The organism is Frankia sp. CcI49 (assembly GCF_001983215.1).
In the GTDB taxonomy this organism is placed as follows: Bacteria; Actinomycetota; Actinomycetes; order Frankiales; family Frankiaceae; genus Parafrankia; species Parafrankia irregularis.
The window spans coordinates 157248-174099 of the sequence record NZ_MOWP01000019.1; the positions used below are offsets into that span (position 1 = coordinate 157248).

The window sequence follows — 16852 nt, forward strand, 5'->3', positions numbered from 1 at the left end:
AGCGGCCCCGCATGATCCGGCACCGTCTGAGCCGGCACCGTCTGAGCCGGCACCGTCTGAGCCGCCGCCGGCCGCGCGGCACACTCGCCCTGCTGATGGTCATCCTCACCACCGCGGCCGCCGCACTCGGCGCCTGCTCGGGCTCCGCCGGCAAGGACGGCGGTGATCCCGACCTTCGCGGCGGCACGCTGCGCATCCTCGCCGGCTCCGAGCTGCGTGACCTCGACGGGCTGCTGGACGACTTCCGCCGCCAGACGGGCATCGAGGTCACCCTGGAGTACACCGGCACCCTCGACGCCGTCGACCGCATCACCGCCGGGACGACGGACGCCGACGCCGCCTGGCTCGCCTCCGACCGCTACCTGCGCCTGGCCCTCGGGGACGCCCCGGACCGGAGCCGCACCATCGTCGACCGCGCGACCACGATGATGTCCCCGGTGGTGCTCGGGGTCCGCAGCGAGCTCGCGCGCCGCTTCGGCTGGGTCGACAACAAGGCGGTGACCTGGGCGGACGTCGCGCGGAAGGTCGCCACGGGCGAGTTCACCTATGCGATGACCAGTCCGTCGTCGTCCAACTCGGGGTTCTCCGCGCTCGTCGGCGTCGCCGCCGCGCTCGCCGGCACGTCCGACGCGCTGACCCTGGACGACATCCACCCGGTCGCGCTGACGTCGTTCTTCGCCGGCCAGGTGCTCACCGCCGGAAGCTCCGGATGGCTGACCGACGCGTTCGTCCGCTCGGCGACCCCGATCGGCGGGATGATCAACTACGAGTCGGAGATCCTCGCGCTGAACGCCGGGGCGCTGCGCGACGACCCACTCACGATCGTCTATCCCCGCGACGGCGTCATCACCGCCGACTACCCGCTGCAGCTCCTGCACGGCGACGCCGCCCACCGCGGCGCCTACGACCGGCTGGTCAGCTGGCTGCGCGCACCCGACGTCCAGCGCCGGATCGCCACCACGACCTACCGGCGCCCGGCGACACCCGGTGTGCGCCTCGACCCGGCTCCCTGGCCGGCCCCCGACCTGCCCGCCCAGCTGCCGTTCCCCGCCACCAGCGAGATCGCCGACCATCTGCTCGCCGCGTACCAGGACGAGTACCGCCGCCCCGCCCACGCGATCTTCGTCCTGGACGTCTCCCCCTCCATGCGGGGTGAGCGGCTGGAGCTGCTGCGCTCCACCCTGCGCGAGCTCGCCGGCACCGGAACGGGCTCCGGCACCGGCACCGGCACCGGCACCGACGACACCCTGGAGCAGCGGTTCGCCCGCTTCCGCGAACGTGAACGGGTCACCCTGATCACCTTCAGCGGGACGGTGCACGACACCCTGGAGTTCACCGTCAACGACCCGCAACCCGGATCGGCCGACCTCGCCGCCATCTCCGCCGCCGCCGACGGCCTGACGCTGGGTTCGGGCACCGCGATCTACTCGGCGCTGGAGGCCGCCTACCGCTACGTCGCGGACAGCGCGGCCGCCCCGGCCGACGGCGTGGCCCCCCTCACCTCGATCGTGCTGATGACCGACGGGGAGAACAACCAGGGCACCACGGCCGACGCCTTCCACTCCTCCTATCTGGCCCTGCCGGATGCCGCCCGTTCGGTGCGGACCTTCACCGTGGTGTTCGGGGACGCCCGCGTCGACGAGATGCGGACCATCGCGGACTGGACCGGCGGCGCGATGTTCGACGCGCGGACGTCCTCACTCTCCGAGGCATTTCGGGAAATACGTGGCTATCAGTGAGCCTGTTCCATCGTCGGCTCGGACCTGCCGTATCCCCGGTGGCGCCCCGTGAGATGGAAAAGCCTCGGTAGGCGGGCACTGGCCTGGCTCGGCTCGACCCGCAACACCGTCGGCTGTGTGGCGGCGCTGGGCGGCGTCACACTCGGCGCCACCGGCGTGCTGCCCGCCGGGCTGTGGCCGCTCGCGACCGCGGCCCTCTACATCGCCGGCGCCCTGGCGATCCCCACCCGCGGACGTCCACAGCCGCCCCCCGAAGCGCACTCCACGTCCGAGACACACCCGGCGCCCGGTGCGCTCACCACGCAAGAACCATTCACCACGCTAGAACCGTTCACCACGTCAGAACTGCTCACCACGTCAGAACCGTTCACCGCAGAGGTCCACAGCGCGCCCGAAACGCACACGGTCCCGGAAACGCACACCGCGACAGAGGCGCACACCTCACCCGAACGGAACCCCACGCCCGAACCGAACCCGTCGCCGGCGGGGCCGCTCGGTGCCGGCGCCCCGGCCCACCCGGCCCACCTGCGGGTGGTCCTGGGCGAGCGGATCGCGGCGATGTCCGGGCAGGCCGTTCCCGTCGAAGCGGACCTGATCTACGCGGTCCGCGTTCTCGCGGACGCTGTCGAAGCCTTCCTCGGGCTGCCGGAACCGGACCGTCGGCCCAGCCCGCACCGCACCCGCGCGAGCCGTACCGTCGAGCGCGTCGTTCTCGATCATCTACCGCGGGTGCTCGACGAGTACCTCGCGCTGCCCCGCCTCTACGCGACCCTGGGCCGGCGCGCCGACGGCCGCACGCCCCACCAGGCCGCACTCGACCAGGTCACGCTGCTGTCGTCCGCGGTCCGCGCGATCACCGCGGCCGCCCGAAGCGGCGATGCGCACCCGGGCGGCCTGGCGGGCGTCGTCGCCGCCCAGGAGCGCCTGCTGGCCGGCGAGCGCTCAGATCCGGGGCACGGTTCAGGTCCGGGGCACGGTTCAGCTCCGGGTCCCGGTTCGGGTTCGGGTTCGGATTCGGCCCCGGATGGCCCGGTTCGCCCCGCCGGCTGACCCCGAACCCGGCCCACCGGTGCCGCCACGCGTGCATCGCCCGGGCGGCGGCCTCCGCCGTGGGGCATGCTCCGAGTCGATGGCCACCGCAGTCGACACCAGCGCACCGGACCACGGACCGGTCCGTGCCGTGGTCGGCGCGCGGGTCAACGCATCCGGTTCCCGCACCCCGGCGAGGAGGCGCGAACCGACATCGTGGATGATCACGGCACAAACACGCCTCAACCAACACGGCGCGGGTGGCGACAACCCCCCGACGCATCATTCTGGGACGGTGCCGGTGCGGATCCGTGATCGGGCAGGATGGTCACAGACAGTGCCGATCGGCGCGGGACGTGACCAAACATGCTGATGACCTACCTGTTGGGCCTGGGTTCCGCGGTCTGCTTCGGAGTCGCCGCGGTCATCCAGCAGCGCGTCGCCTTCCACGCACCTCCCGAGGACGTCCTGCGGCTTCGGCTGCTGCTGTGGCTCGTACGACGTCCGCTGTGGGACGCCGGTGTGCTCCTGTCCGCGGTCGGGACGTTCGCGGCGGCCGCGGCGTTGGCCCGGTCCACGGTCGCGTTCGTCGCGCCGCTGCAGGTCTGCCAGTTGCTCTTCGCACTGCCCCTGGCGGCGGTGTGGGCCCGCCGGCGGGTGCCGCGGCGGGACTGGGCGGCCGCGATCGCCACGGCGCTGGGGCTGGGCACCTTCCTGTTCGCCGGGGATCCGCACCAGGGCGAGGTGGAGGCCGCGACCACCGTCGGCTGGCTGCTGACCGGCCTGTCGATCGGTGGCCTCGCGACCTGGGCGGTGCTGGGCACCCGCCGGCTGGACCCGGCGCGCCGTGCCACCATGCTGGCCGGCGGCGCGGGCCTGCTGTCCGCCCTGCAGAGCGCCCTCGTGAGCGGTGTCGGCCGCCGCGTGGAGACCTCCGGTGTCGGTTCGATCTTCGGGTCCTGGGAGCTGTACGCGGTCGTCGTGGTCGCGCTGACCAGTGGCCTGCTGCTGCAGAGCGCCTACGAGATGGCCCCGCTGCCGGCGTCGCTGCCGGCGGCGGTGACGCTGGAGCCCCTCGGCGGTGTCGCCATCGGCGTGTTCCTGCTCGGTGGCATGCTCCGTGTCAGCCCGCTCGCGGTGGTGGGTGAGATCGCGGGCCTGGCCATCATGATTGTCGGCGTCCGCGTCCTGGCCAGCTCGCCGCTGGTCACCGGGCAGATGTCCCGGCTGCGCGCGCGGACGTCGCAGGGCCAGCTCTCACGGCTCGAGGATCTGCTGCACCGCGACCTGGAGGTGCTGCGCGACGACCTCGCGCGCGGGCGGCGCGCCAGCACCGACCGCGCCCAGCGTCGCCAGTACCGCCGCCTGCACCACGACCTCGACCGCATCCACTGCGAGCTGGCCCGGCTGGTCGACGACCGGGACCACCTCGATGCCCGCATCAACACGATGCGGGCGGCCAGTGTCGGTATCGGTGCCGGCCGCCGTGCCCCCGGCACCACGGCCGCCGCCGACACGCGCATCGCCGGCGGCACCGCCCCGGGCAGCACCGCCGGTGGCACCGCGGCCGGCGCGCTGCGTTCGGTGACGTCCTCGTCCCGGAACGGAACCAACGGGCAGGTCCCACGCTCGACGACCAGCCGACGCCCGACGGCCGGCCGCCCCTCCACCCGCGTGCCGCACGGTACCGGGCCGGGCCTCGGCCCGGTACCGCCACCCGGCGCCGGGACCGGTCCGGTGCCGATGCCGACACCGGTGCCCGCCGGATCGGTGTCCTCGCTGCCACCGGCCGGCCGCTCGCGGGCACGCGGCGGCGACGACGAACGGACCCGCGCGCGGGCACGCAACGGGGACGGACGCGCCAGGGACCACACTCCCGGCCACCCGGCTCCCGGCCACCCGGCGGGACCGGACCACCGTGCCAACGGGCGCCGCGACGGCGACGACCATGCGGACGTCATCAGCGATCACGAGCTGGCGGCGTCCCAGCGCGCCCTCGACGCGCGGGCGGACGCGCTCCTGGCCCAGGCCGAGGTGCTGTCGGCGAAGGCGGAGACGATGCTGCGCTCGCTCGCGTCGTAACGTCGCTCCCCTACCAGGGACACGCTCTGACCTCAGTCGACGCAACACAGAAGACTAATTGTATGATGCACCCAACTTGCTGGCGCCGGGCTTCAGGCACGCCAGTCGACCACAGGAAGAGCACCGCCCCATGGACGAAAAGACAGCCGCGGCCCCCACGGCGAACACCGGACGAGCCCCGGCGATCAGGACCACGGCGCAGGAGACCCCGTCGGACCGCGGGCACCAGGTCGCGCAGCTCGCCGACGACGTCGCCCGGCTGATCCGCGGGCTCGCCCGCGCCCGCAGCCAGTTCCTCGCCCGGGCCCGGGATGACATGGAGTGGGCGGCCCAGATCCTGATCTCGTATCTGGCCGCCGGTGGCCCGATGCGCCTCGGCGCCCTCGCCGCCGCCGTGCAGTCGGATCCGTCCACGGTCAGCCGGCAGGTCGCCGCCCTGGTCCGGGACGGCTTCGTGGAGCGACGCGCCGACCCGGCCGACGGGCGGGCCGTGGTCCTGGATGTCACCGAGGCCGGCCGGCAGGTCCACCGGGACCACATCAGAGTGCGCAACGAGCGCTACGAGGAGATGCTCGCTGCCTGGAGCAGCGAGGACCTCGCCACCTTCGCCGCCCTGTTGCACCGCTTCGGCGACGCGATGGAGATCCACCAGCCCAGCTGGTCGGCCAGGCCACACCGGTCCGACGCCGACCCCGACCCCGCCACCGACACCGACACCGACACCGACATCGACGCCTCGCCAAGACCGGACAAGGAACAGGACGACCGATCATGAGCTCAGCCGGCGCGACCTCCACCTCGGCCGTGCCCGCCACGCCAGGCGGGCCGAACGGGCCAGGGGGGCCCGCCGCGCCGGCACCGGGGGCGCTCACCCATCGACAGATCATGACCATCGTCACGGCACTGCTGCTGGGCACGTTCCTCGCCGCGCTCGACCAGACGGTGGTCTCGACGGCCATCCGCAGCATCGGCGACGACCTGCACGGCCTGTCCGCCCAGGCCTGGGTGACCACCGCGTTCCTCATCACCTCGACGATCACCACACCGCTCTACGGCAAGCTCTCGGACATCTACGGCCGCAAGCCGCTGTTCCTGCTCGCGATCTCGATCTTCGTCGTCGGCTCCGTCCTGTGCGGGATGGCGTCGAGCATGTACGTGCTGGCCGGGTTCCGCGCCCTGCAGGGGCTCGGGGCCGGTGGCCTGTTCTCGCTCGCGATGTCGATCATGGCCGACATCCTGTCGCCGCAGCAGCGCCCGAAGTACATGGCGTACTTCATGGCGACGTTCGCGACGTCCAGCGTCGCCGGGCCGGTCATCGGCGGGTTCCTGGCCGGTCAGGACAGCGTGGCCGGGCTGGCCGGCTGGCGCTGGATCTTCTGGATCAACGTCCCGATCGGCCTGATCGCGCTGGTCGTCGTCAACCGGGTCCTGCGCGGGGGCGGGAAGCGGGGCAGCACCCGCATCGACTGGTGGGGCACCGTCGCGATCATCGCGGCGGTCGTGCCCCTCCTGCTCGTCGCCGAACGGGGCCGGGAATGGGGCTGGGGCTCGGCCGTCTCCATCACCTGTTACGTTGTCGGCGCCATCGGCCTGGCCGGGTTCGTCGTCGCCGAGCGGCACATGGGCGACGACGCGCTGATCCCCCTGCGGCTGTTCGGTGGCCGGACGTTCTCCGTCGGCACGGTGCTCTCGATCATCGTCGGTATCGGCATGTTCGGCGGGCTCGCCGTCGTCCCGCTCTACCTCCAGATCATCAAGGGCGCGTCCCCCACCGAGGCCGGCCTGCTGCTGCTGCCCATGATGCTCGGCGTCATGATCGCGTCGATGACCTCCGGGCGCGTGATCGCGAGGACCGGCCGCTACCGCGTCTACCCGCTCGTCGGCTTCTCGTGCATGGTCGCCGCACTCGGCCTGCTGTCGTTCGTCGGCGCGGACACACCGCTGTGGCGGACGGAGCTCGCCATGCTGCTGTTCGGCCTCGGGCTGGGCCAGACCATGCAGACCCTCGTCGTGGCGATGCAGAACAGCGTCGCCCCGCGTGACATCGGCGTCGCGACCTCGTCGGCCACCTTCTTCCGGCAGATCGGCGGAACGCTCGGCACCGCGGTGTTCCTGTCGATCCTGTTCGGCGCGGCGCCCGAGCGGATCACCGACGCCTACCAGGCCGCCGCTGGCACCACCGCGTTCGGCGCGGCCGCCGCCGCGCACCCCGACCAGCTTCGCCAGGTGACGTCGAGCGGCTCACTGGACGACTCCGGCTTCCTCCAGCACATCGAGCAGGCCATCGCACACCCGTTCATGGTCGGCTTCTCCGATGCGATGGACCTGGTCTTCCTGGTCGGCGCCGCGACCGTGGTGATCGGCGTGCTGCTCGCGCTGTTCCTGCCCGAGGTGCCGCTGCGCACCATGTCGGGCCTGGAGGCCGCCCGAGCCGATGCCGCTACCGCCGACGCGGCGACACCGGCCACCCCCGTCGCCGCCCCCGACACCGCGAGCGTGGAGATCATGATCCCCGAGCCGGCCGCCGGCAACCCGCGGGAGGCGGCCACCGACGACGCCACTGCCAGCGCTGCTGCCAGCGCCACCGACCCCGCCCCGGCCGGCGCCCAGGTCGAGGCGGAACCCCAGGTCGAGGCTGAGCCCCGGGACGAGGCCGAGCCCCAAGACAAGGCCGACGACGAGGCCCCAGACCACCCCCGGACCGAGTCTCAGGCTCAGGCCGGGACGGCTTCCTGATCCTGGCGCTGCCTCGCCCGCCCCAGGCTCTCCGCGAACATCGACGTGATGAACCAGTCCGGGAACTGGCGGACGAGACCGGCCGGACCGGTCAGCCGCACCTGCCCGCTCATCCGCAGCTCCCGGAAGGTGGCGACGCTCATCAGCCACCGGAGCATGGCCGAGGTCGGCGCCTCGATCACGAGGTCGGGCTCACGCGCGGGCTCCTCCTGGCACACGGTGACCCCGCCGTCGGCGATGTCCAACCAGCCCTGGGCCGCGCCGGGGCCGGTGAGCACCAGGTGGACCACGGTCCGCTCGGCTGGCAGCGCCCCGGGATTCACGCACTGGTGCAACCGCCACATGAGCGTCAGCCCGTCGCATTCCTCGTCCGTGGGATCGCCGAACGTCCACTCGGCCGCCCACTGACCAAGGGACCACACCACAGACGACAACGCCGCGCCTGAGGCGGTCAGCGAGTAGCGCACCTGCTGGCCCCGGGGCGCCGGTTCCTTCCAAACAAGCCCGCGGCGCTCCAGCATGCGCAGCCGCTGGGACAGCAGCGTCCGGCTCAGTCTGGGCAGGCCACGGGCAATCTCGTTGAATCCGGTCGCCCCAACGCTCAGTTCACGGATGACCAGCGGCGTCCACCGGTCACCAAGGATCTCCACTCCGACCGCGATCGGGCAGTACTCAACGTGGCCAGTCATACTCGGATGGTCCCATTACAACGACGTCAACGGGGACGTCGATCCGGTTCCCGACAGCGCCACCAGTACGAGATCGATACTCGTCGACCCGCTCCCCCGCGACGCATGCTTACCCCTGTCGCCGCAGCCCGCACGCATGGCGACCATCCGAGGGGAGCACAGCATGTCCACCACCCAGACCTCACCGGACCTGGCCGCGATCACCGCACGTCAGCAGAAGACGTGGTCCAGCGGAAACTTCGCGAAAATCGCCTCCCGCATCGTGCTCTCGAGCGAGCTGCTGGCCGACGCCGCCGACCTCCGCGCCGGCTGGCATGTCCTCGATGTGGCCTCCGGAACGGGAAACGCGGCCATCGCCGCGGCCCGGTCGGGTGCCCGGGTCATCGGCACCGACTACGTTCCCGAGCTGCTGCGGGAGGCCGACGTCCGCGCCCGCGCGGAGGGTCTCGACGTCGAGTTCCGGGTCGCCGACGCCCAGCACCTGCCGTTCGCGGACGACAGCTTCGACGCCACGCTGAGCGTGTTCGGCTCGATGTTCGCCCCCGACCATCGCCGCACCGCCGCCGAGATGGTGCGGGTCACCCGCCCCGCGGGCACCATCGGCCTCGCGTCCTGGACGCCCGACGGCTTCATCGGCGACGTGTTCCGGGTCATCTCCGCGCACGTCCCGCCGCCGGCGGGCGTCGCGTCCCCGCTGCTGTGGGGCACTCGCGAGCATCTGAACGACCTTTTCGGCGGCGCGATCGGAAAGGCCGAGTCGGTCGAGCAGACCTGCACGTTCCGCTTCACCTCCGCCGAGGACTTCGTCGTGTTCTTCCGCCGCTGGTACGGGCCGACCCTGAAGGCGTTCGAAGCGCTCGACGAGGCCGGCCGTGACCAGCTCGCCGCCGAGCTGGTCGACCTGGCCCGTCGCTGGGACCGGTACCGCGGCGCCGAGAGTGCCGTCGCCCTGCCGTCGACCTACCTGCAGACGGTGCTCACGCTCCGCTAGCCGACGGCAGCACCACCGCGTCGGGGCACCGGTCAGTGCCCCGGCAGACGCGGCACCAGCACGACGAGCCGGGCAGGCGGGACGCCATCGCCCGCCAGCTGCGGACGCATTTCAGAATCCATCGGCTAAACCGGACAGATTTGCTGGCCTTGTCGCCATCACGACAAAGGCGGTCTCGCTGAAGAAGAAGGTCCCTGCGGCTTCGGCGGCGCGTAGCTGTTCCCGCCATGAGGCGATCTCCTCGACGGCGACGCGCCCCCTGCCCGCCTGCGCACAACGGCGAACCGCTTCGGTCACCTCCCCGAGACGCAGTTCCGTCGCCTCGGACAATGTGGTGCGCACGGTGGTGACCGCACGCACCGATTCAAGGTGCAGCCCGCTGTTGCGGACGAGCCCGGCCAGCCGTCGCCCCATCCAGGGGTCGGCAGCGGCCATGTTGGCGTAGAGAACCGGCAGCTCCGCGTATGTGAGCAGGAAACGGCGGGCGAGATCACGGTTCTCGATCGCCACCACAATCGTCTCGAAGTCCGTGTGGGCGACAACCGCCCGTCCCCCCGGCCGCAGGATGCGGGCGACCTCACGGAGCAGCGCGGCCGGCTCGACCAGACATTCCAACGTGTTGTGGGAGACGGCGACGTCGAACGCACCGTCCGCGAAGGGCAGCGGCCTGCTGAGGTCATGCCGGAGAACGCGGACGGCAGGTAGCCGAGCGGCCAGCGCGGCCAGTGCGTCCTCGTCGACATCGACGGCGGTCGGGGAACATCCGCCCGGCGGGACGCGGGCACCGATCTCGACCAGCGTGTCGCCCGTTCCGGCCCCCAGGTCGACCACAGTGCCCGCGTTCCAGCCAGACACGAGATCCGCGACAAGGCTGTGCACCGTGGTCTCCCCGACAGCGGTCCGCTCCTCGCGCACAGCGCCCTACCCCCTGAAGAACCAGCTGACGGAGCCCGCTGCCCGCCACCGATGACTTCCGCCGGCCCGCCTGGTCTACCAGGACGTACCCGTCGCGCTATCGACCTGGAGACCCATCGTGACCACTCCCGCACACCCGGGCCGCATGCTGTTCGTAAGCATCCCCGTCGCGGACCTCGAGCGCAGCAAGGAGTTCTTCGCGAAGCTCGGGTTCGCCTTCAACCCGAGCTTCACCGACGAGACCGGCGCCTGCATGCTGGTCGGCGAGCAGGCCAGCGTGATGCTGGTCAGCCACCAGAAGTTCGCGGAGCTCTCGAAGCTGCCGATGGCCGATCCCGCCACGCACACGCTGGCGCTCTACTGCTTCAGCGTGTCGTCCCGCGAGGAGGTCGACACGGTCGCCGAGGCCGCGCTGGCCGCGGGTGGCGTCGAGGCGGACGGCCTGGAGGACTACGGCTTCATGTGCTCGCGCAGCTTCTTCGACCTCGACGGCCACGGCTGGCAGGTCATGTGGATGGATCCGGCCGCCGTGCAGAAGGGCCCCGAGGAGTTCGCGACCTCGGCGCAGGACGCCCCGGCCTGACCTGACACCGGCGCAGGCCGGCACCGCCCGCGCCTCTCCGGAAAGCGGTGCGGCGCCGGCCTGTCTCCGTCCGGGCCGCCGACGGACCACGGTGGGCGGAGCGGCGTGGCCACACCGCGGTCGCGAGTCGCCGTCGTCCTATCCTGTGCGGATGCGGGAGTCCACGACGAGCAACGAACAGCCAGCGCGCGGCTTCGAGCTGATCTGCGAGATCGAGCCGCCGACCCGGCCGGACCTGACTCACGCGCGCCATCAGATCGGTGTGCTGAGCCCCGTCGCCGACGCCTTCCTCATCCCCGACAACCACATCGGGCGGGCGACCGTGTCGAGCATCGCTGTCGCCCACGAGGTGCAGACGATGGGGGGACGCAGCATCGCGTGCGTGAACTCCCGTGACCGCAACCTGCTGGGCCTGCGCCGCGACCTGCTCACCGCGGCGGCCTACGGCGTCGAGGAGTTCCTGTTCGTCCGCGGCGACAAGCCCAGCGCCGGGAACCGGACGGGCGACCTGACGGTGCGCGCGATGATCGATGAGGCCCGCGCGGCCGGCGAGGATCCCGTCTTCGCGGACATGCCGGCGTTCCGGGTCGGAGCCGCGGCCGGTCTGCGGCCGTTGCCCGCTTGGAAACAGGCTGCCGACTTTCTGTTCGTGCAGGTCAGCTACTCGGTGGACGCCCTGCTGCGCTGGCGCGACGCCCACCCGGTCGAACTGCCGGTCTACGCCGGCGTGATGGTCCTCGCGAGCGCGGGGATGGCCCGCCGCCTCGCCGCGACGATTCCCGACATCGACATCCCCGACGACCTCGTCCAGGCCGTCGAACGGGACCGGGCGGCCGGGGTCGAAGCGGCCTGCGACCAGGTGCTGCGGCTACGCGACAGCGGCGCCTTCGCCGGTGCGCACCTCGTACCGGTCAGCCGCTACCGCCAGGTCGCCGCCCGGCTTGAAGATCTTCTCTGACTCCCGGACGCCGGTTGGATCAGTCGGCGGCCTTCGCTCCCCCGACACCTCGTGACGCGGGCGCGGATCGCGATGTCGGGCAGAATGCCCCCATGGCCACCCCGCGCCGTACCGGCACCGAGAGCTCGGCGACCCGGGCGTTCCTGCTCGACGTCACTGAGCGCATCATGCGCGAGGATGGCTACGCCGCGGTCAGCTCACGGACCGTGGCGAAGAGCGCCGGGGTCACTCCCGCACTGATCCACTACTACTTCCCGACACTCGACGATCTGTTCGTCGCGCTGTTCCGGCGTGGCGCTGAGCGCAACCTCGAGCGGCAGGAGGTCCTGCTGGCCTCGTCACAGCCGCTGCATGAGGTCTGGGCGCTCGTCACCGATGCCGCCCGTACCGCCCTGTTGACCGAGTTCATGGCACTGGGAAACCACCGAAAGATCATCCGTGACGAGATCGCCGAATACTCGCAGCGCTCCCGGCGGCAGCTGACGGACCTGCTGACGAGCCGGATGGCGCAGTACGGGCCCGGCCTTGCGGAGATCCCGCCGCCCGCGCTGATCTTTCTGATCGGCGCTGTGAGTCGTGCGTTCGTCTCGGAGCAGGCCATCGGTGTCTCCGAGGGCCACGCCGAGATGCTGGCACTCGTGGAGCGGCTGCTCGCACGGCTCGAACCCCGCCAGCCGACCGCTTCCGACGGTTCCTGACCTCGGCTCACCGCAGTCAGCCCGCGTGCAGGATCCGCAGGGCGCGGGCGGAGAGCATCGCGGCGCTTCTGCCGCGTGACGCCATCCGCTCGTCGGTGGACTCCCCACGGGCGTAGCGGGCGTAGAGCTGCTGGCGGATGATCGCGATCCGCCAGCAGGCGAACGCCTCGTACCAGGCGACGGCGGCGAGGTCGAGGTCGCTGTGCGCCGCGTAGCGGTCGACCACCTCATCGCGGGTCGGTAGTCCCAGCGTTTCCATGCCGGGGTCGTGCGCGGCGTGGTCGTCATCCGTGTCGGCGGGGTCGGGCCAGTAGTTCAGCAGGGTGCCCAGGTCGACCAGCGGGTCGGCGAGGGTGGTCATGTCCCAGTCGAAGACGGACGCGACCCGTTCCGGGTGGCCCGGGAGGAACTGGCAGTTGTTGATTTTGAAGTCGTTGTGCACGAGGGCCGAGGCCTGGCTCACCGGCAGGCGCCCGGCGAGCAGTTCGGCCGCGGCCGTCATCGCGGCGTCATGCGCCCGGTCGGCCCACGGCGCGACGCGCCCCCAACGGTCACGCCACCCGGCCAGCTGCCGTTCGAGGAATCCGTCCGGGCGTCCGAGCCGGTCCAGGCCGCAGGCGACCGGGTCGACCGTGTGCAGGTCCGCGAGGGCATCCACGGTGGCGAGGCCGAGGTGGTGGGCCACGGCGTGCCCGCCGAGCTCATCGGGAATCACGCCCCACACCACGATGCCGGAGCGATACTGCGAGACCATGAACTCGCTGCCGGCGACCTCGGTGTCGTCGCAGAACAGGAACGCGCGCGGCGCGCGGTCATAGGCCTGCCACAGCTGGGACAGCACCCGGTACTCACGCCGCATGTCGTGGGCCCCGGGCGCGATCACGCCGAACGGCGGGCGGCGCAGGACGAACCGGTGGTCACCGAAGCGCACCAGGTAGGTGAGGTTCGCCGCCCCGTTCGGGAACTGCAGCACATCCATCGGCCCGTCCACACCGAGTCGCGGGGCGAGGTGGTCCCTGATCCGTCCCCAGGGCAGATCCTGGCCGGGACGGACCGGTGCGACCTCGGGCGGGATGCCGGCGGCGGGGCCGGTCATCGGTCCGCCTCCCGGGAACCCCCGCACCCGGACCGGCGCGGGGTACCCGGCCCAGTCAGCAGGGACGGCCCAGTTGGCAGGGAGAACCTGGTCGAGGACCTAACCGGCATGGACGGCCCGTTCGATCCGCTCGGCGAACTGCTCGCGCGCGGCGGCACGGCGGGCGGGCAGGTGACCGGACGGGAACAGCCCCGCCGCCGGCTGGTACCCCGCCAGCAGCGAACGCGCCAGGTTCGTCTTGTGGATCTCGGTGGCGCCGTCGGCGAGGCCCATCTGGAAGCTCTCCAGCACCCAGGCCCCGAACGGCATCTCGGCGGAGACACCCAGCGAGCCATGGATCTGCAGAGCCCGCGCGGCGACGTCGTGAAGAACCTTGGGCATCGCCGCCTTGACCGCCGAGATGTCGGCACGCACCCGCTCGTAGTCGTCGTAACGGTCGATCCGCCAGGCGGTACGCAACACGAGCAGACGGAACTGCTCGATCTCGATCCACGAGTCGGCGATCATCTCCTGCACCAGTTGCTTGCGGGCCAGCGGCTCGCCCTTGGTGACACGGCTCAGCGCCCGCTCGCACATCATCGCGAACGCCTCACGCACCAGCCCGACGGTCCGCATCGCGTGGTGGATCCGGCCACCACCCAGCCGGGTCTGCGCCACCGCGAACCCCTGCCCACGCCCGCCGAGCAGGTGATCGGCAGGAACCCGCACGTCCTCGTAACGGATGTAGGCATGTGCCCCGCTCTCGGCATCCTGGCCGGCGACGGCCACGTTGCGCACGATCGTGATGCCTGGCGTGTCCGCCGGGACGACGAACATCGACTGGCGTCGGTGTGGCCCGGCGTCCGGTTCGGTCACCGCCAGCACGATCAGGAACGACGCGTACCGGGCATGGCTGGAGAACCACTTCTCACCGTTGATCACCCACTCGTCGCCGTGCAGCTCCGCGCGGGTGACGAACTGGGTCGGATCGCTGCCCCCCTGCGGCTCGGTCATGGAGAACGCCGACACGATCCGGCCGTCGACCAGCGGCTCGAGATAGCGATTCCGGAGCATGTCGGTACCGAAGCGGGCGAGGATCTCCGCGTTGCCGGAATCGGGTGACTGGCAGCCGAAGACCACCGGCGCCGTGTGCGACCGGCCGAGGATCTCGTTCATCAGCGCGAGTTTGAGCTGGCCGTACCCCAGGCCGCCGAGTTCCGGGCCGAGGTGGCAGGCCCACAGCCCGCGCTCGCGCACCTTGGCCTGCAGGGGTGGGATCAGCTCCGCCCGCAGCGGGTCCCGGATGTCACGCGCGTTCGAGACCAGCATGTCGACCGGCTGTACCTCGGCGCGCACAAACGAGTCGATCCAGTCGAGCTCGGCCTGAAAATCGGGATCCGTCTCAAAGTCCCAGCCCATGCACACTCCCCCGTACCGGACGGCGCCCACCGGTCGGCGAACGAAGCCGAGTCGATGCTAATCGACCGTTCAGCAAGATGCGCGGATTCGCCTCCCGGTCAGGCCGGAGGCTTGACGGGTGCGAGGCCTGAGCGGTCGGCGACCTCGCATCCCACGCAGGCCCGATCCCGCCTCGGCGCGCTCGCAGGCCCGGCGCCGAGGCGCCACCAGGAGAATTCTCGGCGCCAAGACCACGAACGCACGGAAAGCCTTGACCGTTCGACAGACAGCTGCTAAACCATCGTTCAGCACAGTAGGTCGCAGCAGTCCCTGCGCTGGAGCAGCGGAGCCGATCAATGGCTCTTTTCAGTAGGCGCGGAACAGCCCCTCCAGACCGGGTCGGGTTGACACCGGGGCCATTTCCCACACCGCGGTCAAGATCGTATTTGGAGGAGGGACTGCCTTGGCTCGGCGTGTCGTCACACAGGGCCTGTTCGACCGGCCGTCGCAGGCGCCCCGGCGCATCGGATCGACAGGCCAGGCCTGCGTGGCCATGACATTCGTTCGGCGCAACGGCGGGCCCAGCCACAGCGTCCCGCACGTCATCGAGCGGATCGGCCGATGAGCGCGACAGGGCGGTCCGCGGTGGCGCTGGTGCCCGAGGGGTTCGTCCCACCGGTCGATGCCGAGACCGTGACCGTCGAGGAGTTCCGGGCCGCGGCCGGCGCCTGGCTCGACGAGCACGCCACCGAACTGGCCAAGCCCGTGAACGACCACTCCCTCGACGCGGAGATCACCCAGCTGGGCAGGGTCCGCCGCGCGCTCTACGACGCGGGCTGGATGCGCTACGGCTGGCCGGTCGAGGCCGGCGGCCTAGGCGGTCCGGACATCCTGCGGGCGGTGCTCGGCGAACAGATCGCCGAGCGGGACCTCACCGACGCGACCAACTTCTCCCTGGTCGAGGTGCTGGCCCCGACGATGATCTCGTACGCGAGCCCGGAGCTGGCCGCCCAGATGCTGCCCCGGTTGCTGTCCGGGCGCGAGCACTGGTGCCAGGGGTTCTCCGAGCCCGGCTCCGGCTCCGACCTCGCGTCGCTGAACACCCGCGCCACGCGGCGCGACAACGGCGACTGGGTGGTCAACGGCCAGAAGGTGTGGACCTCGCTCGCCCAGTACGCGCGGCGCTGCGTCCTGCTCACCCGGACCGCTCCAGGCCACGGCGGAATCACCGCGTTCTTCGTCGACATGGACACCCCCGGGATCACGGTCCGCCCGCTGCGCACCATGCACGGCATCGACGAGTTCGCCGAGGTGTTCCTCGACGACGTCGTCGTGCCGAACGAGCGGATGCTCGGCAGCCCCGGCGACGGCTGGCGACTCGCGAACGACCTGCTCCCCTACGAGCGGTCCACCTGCTTCTGGCACCGGATCACCTATCTCTACACCCGGCTCGACCTGCTGCTGGCGGACGTCGAGAAGGAGGAGACCGAGCCGACGGCGACAACCGACGCCGCCCTCGGCGCCGCCTACCTCGCGCTGCACACGATCCGCAGCCGATCACGCGACACGCAGCGGCGGCTCGCCGCCGGCGAGCACCTCGGCCCGGAGACGTCCGTCGACAAGATCCTGCTCGCGACAGCGGACCAGAAGCTGTTCGACACCGCACGCGACGTCCTGCCCGGCGCCGTCGAGCTGACCGACACGCACTGGCGCACCGAATACCTGTACTCGCGGGCCGCGACCATCTACGGCGGCACCGCCGAGATCCAGCGCAACATCGTCGCCCGCCGGCTCCTCGACCTGGGCAGGGAATAGCCATGGACACGGCGGAACGGAAACTGCCCGCCAGAGCCGCCAAGCCGGCGCTCTCATCCGCGCCCAGCACACCGCCCCCCGGCTGACCGGGGCGTAGCCGAACGGCCTGGGCCTACCAGCGTGCCGACCGGCATGCTGGCTGAC

At 71.5% G+C, this 16852-nt stretch carries 14 protein-coding genes; 10 read left to right on the forward strand and 4 right to left on the reverse strand.

All coding sequences use genetic code 11. The features are described from left to right. The first annotated feature begins 11 nt into the window (after window positions 1-11). The 5 genes from CcI49_RS18725 (at window position 12) to CcI49_RS18745 (ending at window position 7586) form a co-directional block, all read left to right on the forward strand. Entirely contained in the window at window positions 12-1739 is a 1728-nt protein-coding gene (locus CcI49_RS18725; RefSeq protein WP_241840134.1) for a VWA domain-containing protein, read from the forward strand. A gap of 48 nt (window positions 1740-1787) precedes the next feature. After that, window positions 1788-2789: a hypothetical protein gene (locus CcI49_RS18730; protein WP_076828140.1), complete on the forward strand. Its 1002-nt coding sequence runs from the start codon at window positions 1788-1790 to the stop codon at window positions 2787-2789. 345 nt (window positions 2790-3134) lie between these two features. Continuing rightward, entirely contained in the window at window positions 3135-4850 is a 1716-nt protein-coding gene (locus CcI49_RS18735) for a DMT family transporter (protein WP_076828142.1), read from the forward strand. 130 nt (window positions 4851-4980) lie between these two features. Further along, window positions 4981-5625 carry a MarR family transcriptional regulator gene (locus CcI49_RS18740; protein ID WP_076828144.1) on the forward strand — a complete coding sequence of 215 codons (645 nt, stop codon included), beginning with the start codon at window positions 4981-4983 and terminating at the stop codon, window positions 5623-5625. After that, window positions 5622-7586: an MDR family MFS transporter gene (locus tag CcI49_RS18745; protein WP_076828146.1), complete on the forward strand. Its 1965-nt coding sequence runs from the start codon at window positions 5622-5624 to the stop codon at window positions 7584-7586. Before CcI49_RS18740 ends, CcI49_RS18745 begins: the two co-directional genes overlap by 4 nt. Here the strand turns inward: CcI49_RS18745 and CcI49_RS18750 are convergent. Next, window positions 7565-8275, reverse strand: coding sequence for a helix-turn-helix domain-containing protein (locus tag CcI49_RS18750; protein WP_054570277.1), 711 nt, complete (start codon window positions 8273-8275; stop codon window positions 7565-7567). The two genes, CcI49_RS18745 and CcI49_RS18750, sit on opposite strands and share 22 nt — an antisense overlap. A gap of 163 nt (window positions 8276-8438) precedes the next feature. Here CcI49_RS18750 and CcI49_RS18755 point away from each other — a divergent pair, with 163 nt between their 5' ends. Then, window positions 8439-9266 carry a class I SAM-dependent methyltransferase gene (locus tag CcI49_RS18755; protein WP_054570278.1) on the forward strand — a complete coding sequence of 276 codons (828 nt, stop codon included), beginning with the start codon at window positions 8439-8441 and terminating at the stop codon, window positions 9264-9266. A gap of 111 nt (window positions 9267-9377) precedes the next feature. Here the strand turns inward: CcI49_RS18755 and CcI49_RS18760 are convergent, their stop codons facing one another. Continuing rightward, window positions 9378-10181, reverse strand: a complete 804-nt coding sequence (locus tag CcI49_RS18760; RefSeq protein ID WP_076828148.1) for a methyltransferase domain-containing protein — start codon at window positions 10179-10181, stop codon at window positions 9378-9380. A 145-nt stretch (window positions 10182-10326) separates the two neighbouring features. Between CcI49_RS18760 and CcI49_RS18765 the strand changes: the two genes are divergently transcribed. The 3 genes from CcI49_RS18765 (at window position 10327) to CcI49_RS18775 (ending at window position 12420) form a co-directional block, all read left to right on the forward strand. Then, window positions 10327-10764: a VOC family protein gene (locus tag CcI49_RS18765; RefSeq protein WP_054570369.1), complete on the forward strand. Its 438-nt coding sequence runs from the start codon at window positions 10327-10329 to the stop codon at window positions 10762-10764. Window positions 10765-10915: 151 nt separating this feature from the next. Further along, window positions 10916-11722, forward strand: coding sequence for a methylenetetrahydrofolate reductase (locus CcI49_RS18770; RefSeq protein ID WP_054570279.1), 807 nt, complete (start codon window positions 10916-10918; stop codon window positions 11720-11722). 92 nt (window positions 11723-11814) lie between these two features. After that, on the forward strand, window positions 11815-12420 hold the full coding sequence (locus tag CcI49_RS18775) for a TetR/AcrR family transcriptional regulator (RefSeq protein WP_076828151.1): 606 nt from the start codon (window positions 11815-11817) through the stop codon (window positions 12418-12420). Between the two features lie 16 nt (window positions 12421-12436). Here CcI49_RS18775 and CcI49_RS18780 read toward each other — a convergent pair whose 3' ends face one another. Then, window positions 12437-13516, reverse strand: a complete 1080-nt coding sequence (locus CcI49_RS18780; RefSeq protein WP_076828153.1) for a phosphotransferase family protein — start codon at window positions 13514-13516, stop codon at window positions 12437-12439. Window positions 13517-13615: 99 nt separating this feature from the next. Beyond that, complete coding sequence (locus CcI49_RS18785; RefSeq protein ID WP_054570282.1) at window positions 13616-14914, reverse strand: acyl-CoA dehydrogenase family protein; 1299 nt, start codon at window positions 14912-14914, stop codon at window positions 13616-13618. Between the two features lie 600 nt (window positions 14915-15514). Here CcI49_RS18785 and CcI49_RS18790 point away from each other — a divergent pair. Beyond that, window positions 15515-16708: an acyl-CoA dehydrogenase family protein gene (locus CcI49_RS18790; protein ID WP_083473809.1), complete on the forward strand. Its 1194-nt coding sequence runs from the start codon at window positions 15515-15517 to the stop codon at window positions 16706-16708. Window positions 16709-16852 lie beyond the last annotated feature (144 nt).

Bases quoted from the DNA above. Each gene is read 5' to 3' on its own strand.
- CcI49_RS18725 (WP_241840134.1), top strand. From the start codon at position 12: ATGATCCGGCACCGTCTGAGCCGGCACCGTCTGAGCCGGCACCGTCTG.
- CcI49_RS18735 (WP_076828142.1), top strand. From the start codon at position 3,135: ATGCTGATGACCTACCTGTTGGGCCTGGGTTCCGCGGTCTGCTTCGGA.
- CcI49_RS18740 (WP_076828144.1), top strand. From the start codon at position 4,981: ATGGACGAAAAGACAGCCGCGGCCCCCACGGCGAACACCGGACGAGCC.
- CcI49_RS18745 (WP_076828146.1), top strand. From the start codon at position 5,622: ATGAGCTCAGCCGGCGCGACCTCCACCTCGGCCGTGCCCGCCACGCCA.
- CcI49_RS18750 (WP_054570277.1), bottom strand. From the start codon at position 8,275: ATGACTGGCCACGTTGAGTACTGCCCGATCGCGGTCGGAGTGGAGATC.
- CcI49_RS18755 (WP_054570278.1), top strand. From the start codon at position 8,439: ATGTCCACCACCCAGACCTCACCGGACCTGGCCGCGATCACCGCACGT.
- CcI49_RS18765 (WP_054570369.1), top strand. From the start codon at position 10,327: ATGCTGTTCGTAAGCATCCCCGTCGCGGACCTCGAGCGCAGCAAGGAG.
- CcI49_RS18770 (WP_054570279.1), top strand. From the start codon at position 10,916: ATGCGGGAGTCCACGACGAGCAACGAACAGCCAGCGCGCGGCTTCGAG.
- CcI49_RS18775 (WP_076828151.1), top strand. From the start codon at position 11,815: ATGGCCACCCCGCGCCGTACCGGCACCGAGAGCTCGGCGACCCGGGCG.
- CcI49_RS18780 (WP_076828153.1), bottom strand. From the start codon at position 13,516: ATGACCGGCCCCGCCGCCGGCATCCCGCCCGAGGTCGCACCGGTCCGT.
- CcI49_RS18785 (WP_054570282.1), bottom strand. From the start codon at position 14,914: ATGGGCTGGGACTTTGAGACGGATCCCGATTTTCAGGCCGAGCTCGAC.
- CcI49_RS18790 (WP_083473809.1), top strand. From the start codon at position 15,515: ATGAGCGCGACAGGGCGGTCCGCGGTGGCGCTGGTGCCCGAGGGGTTC.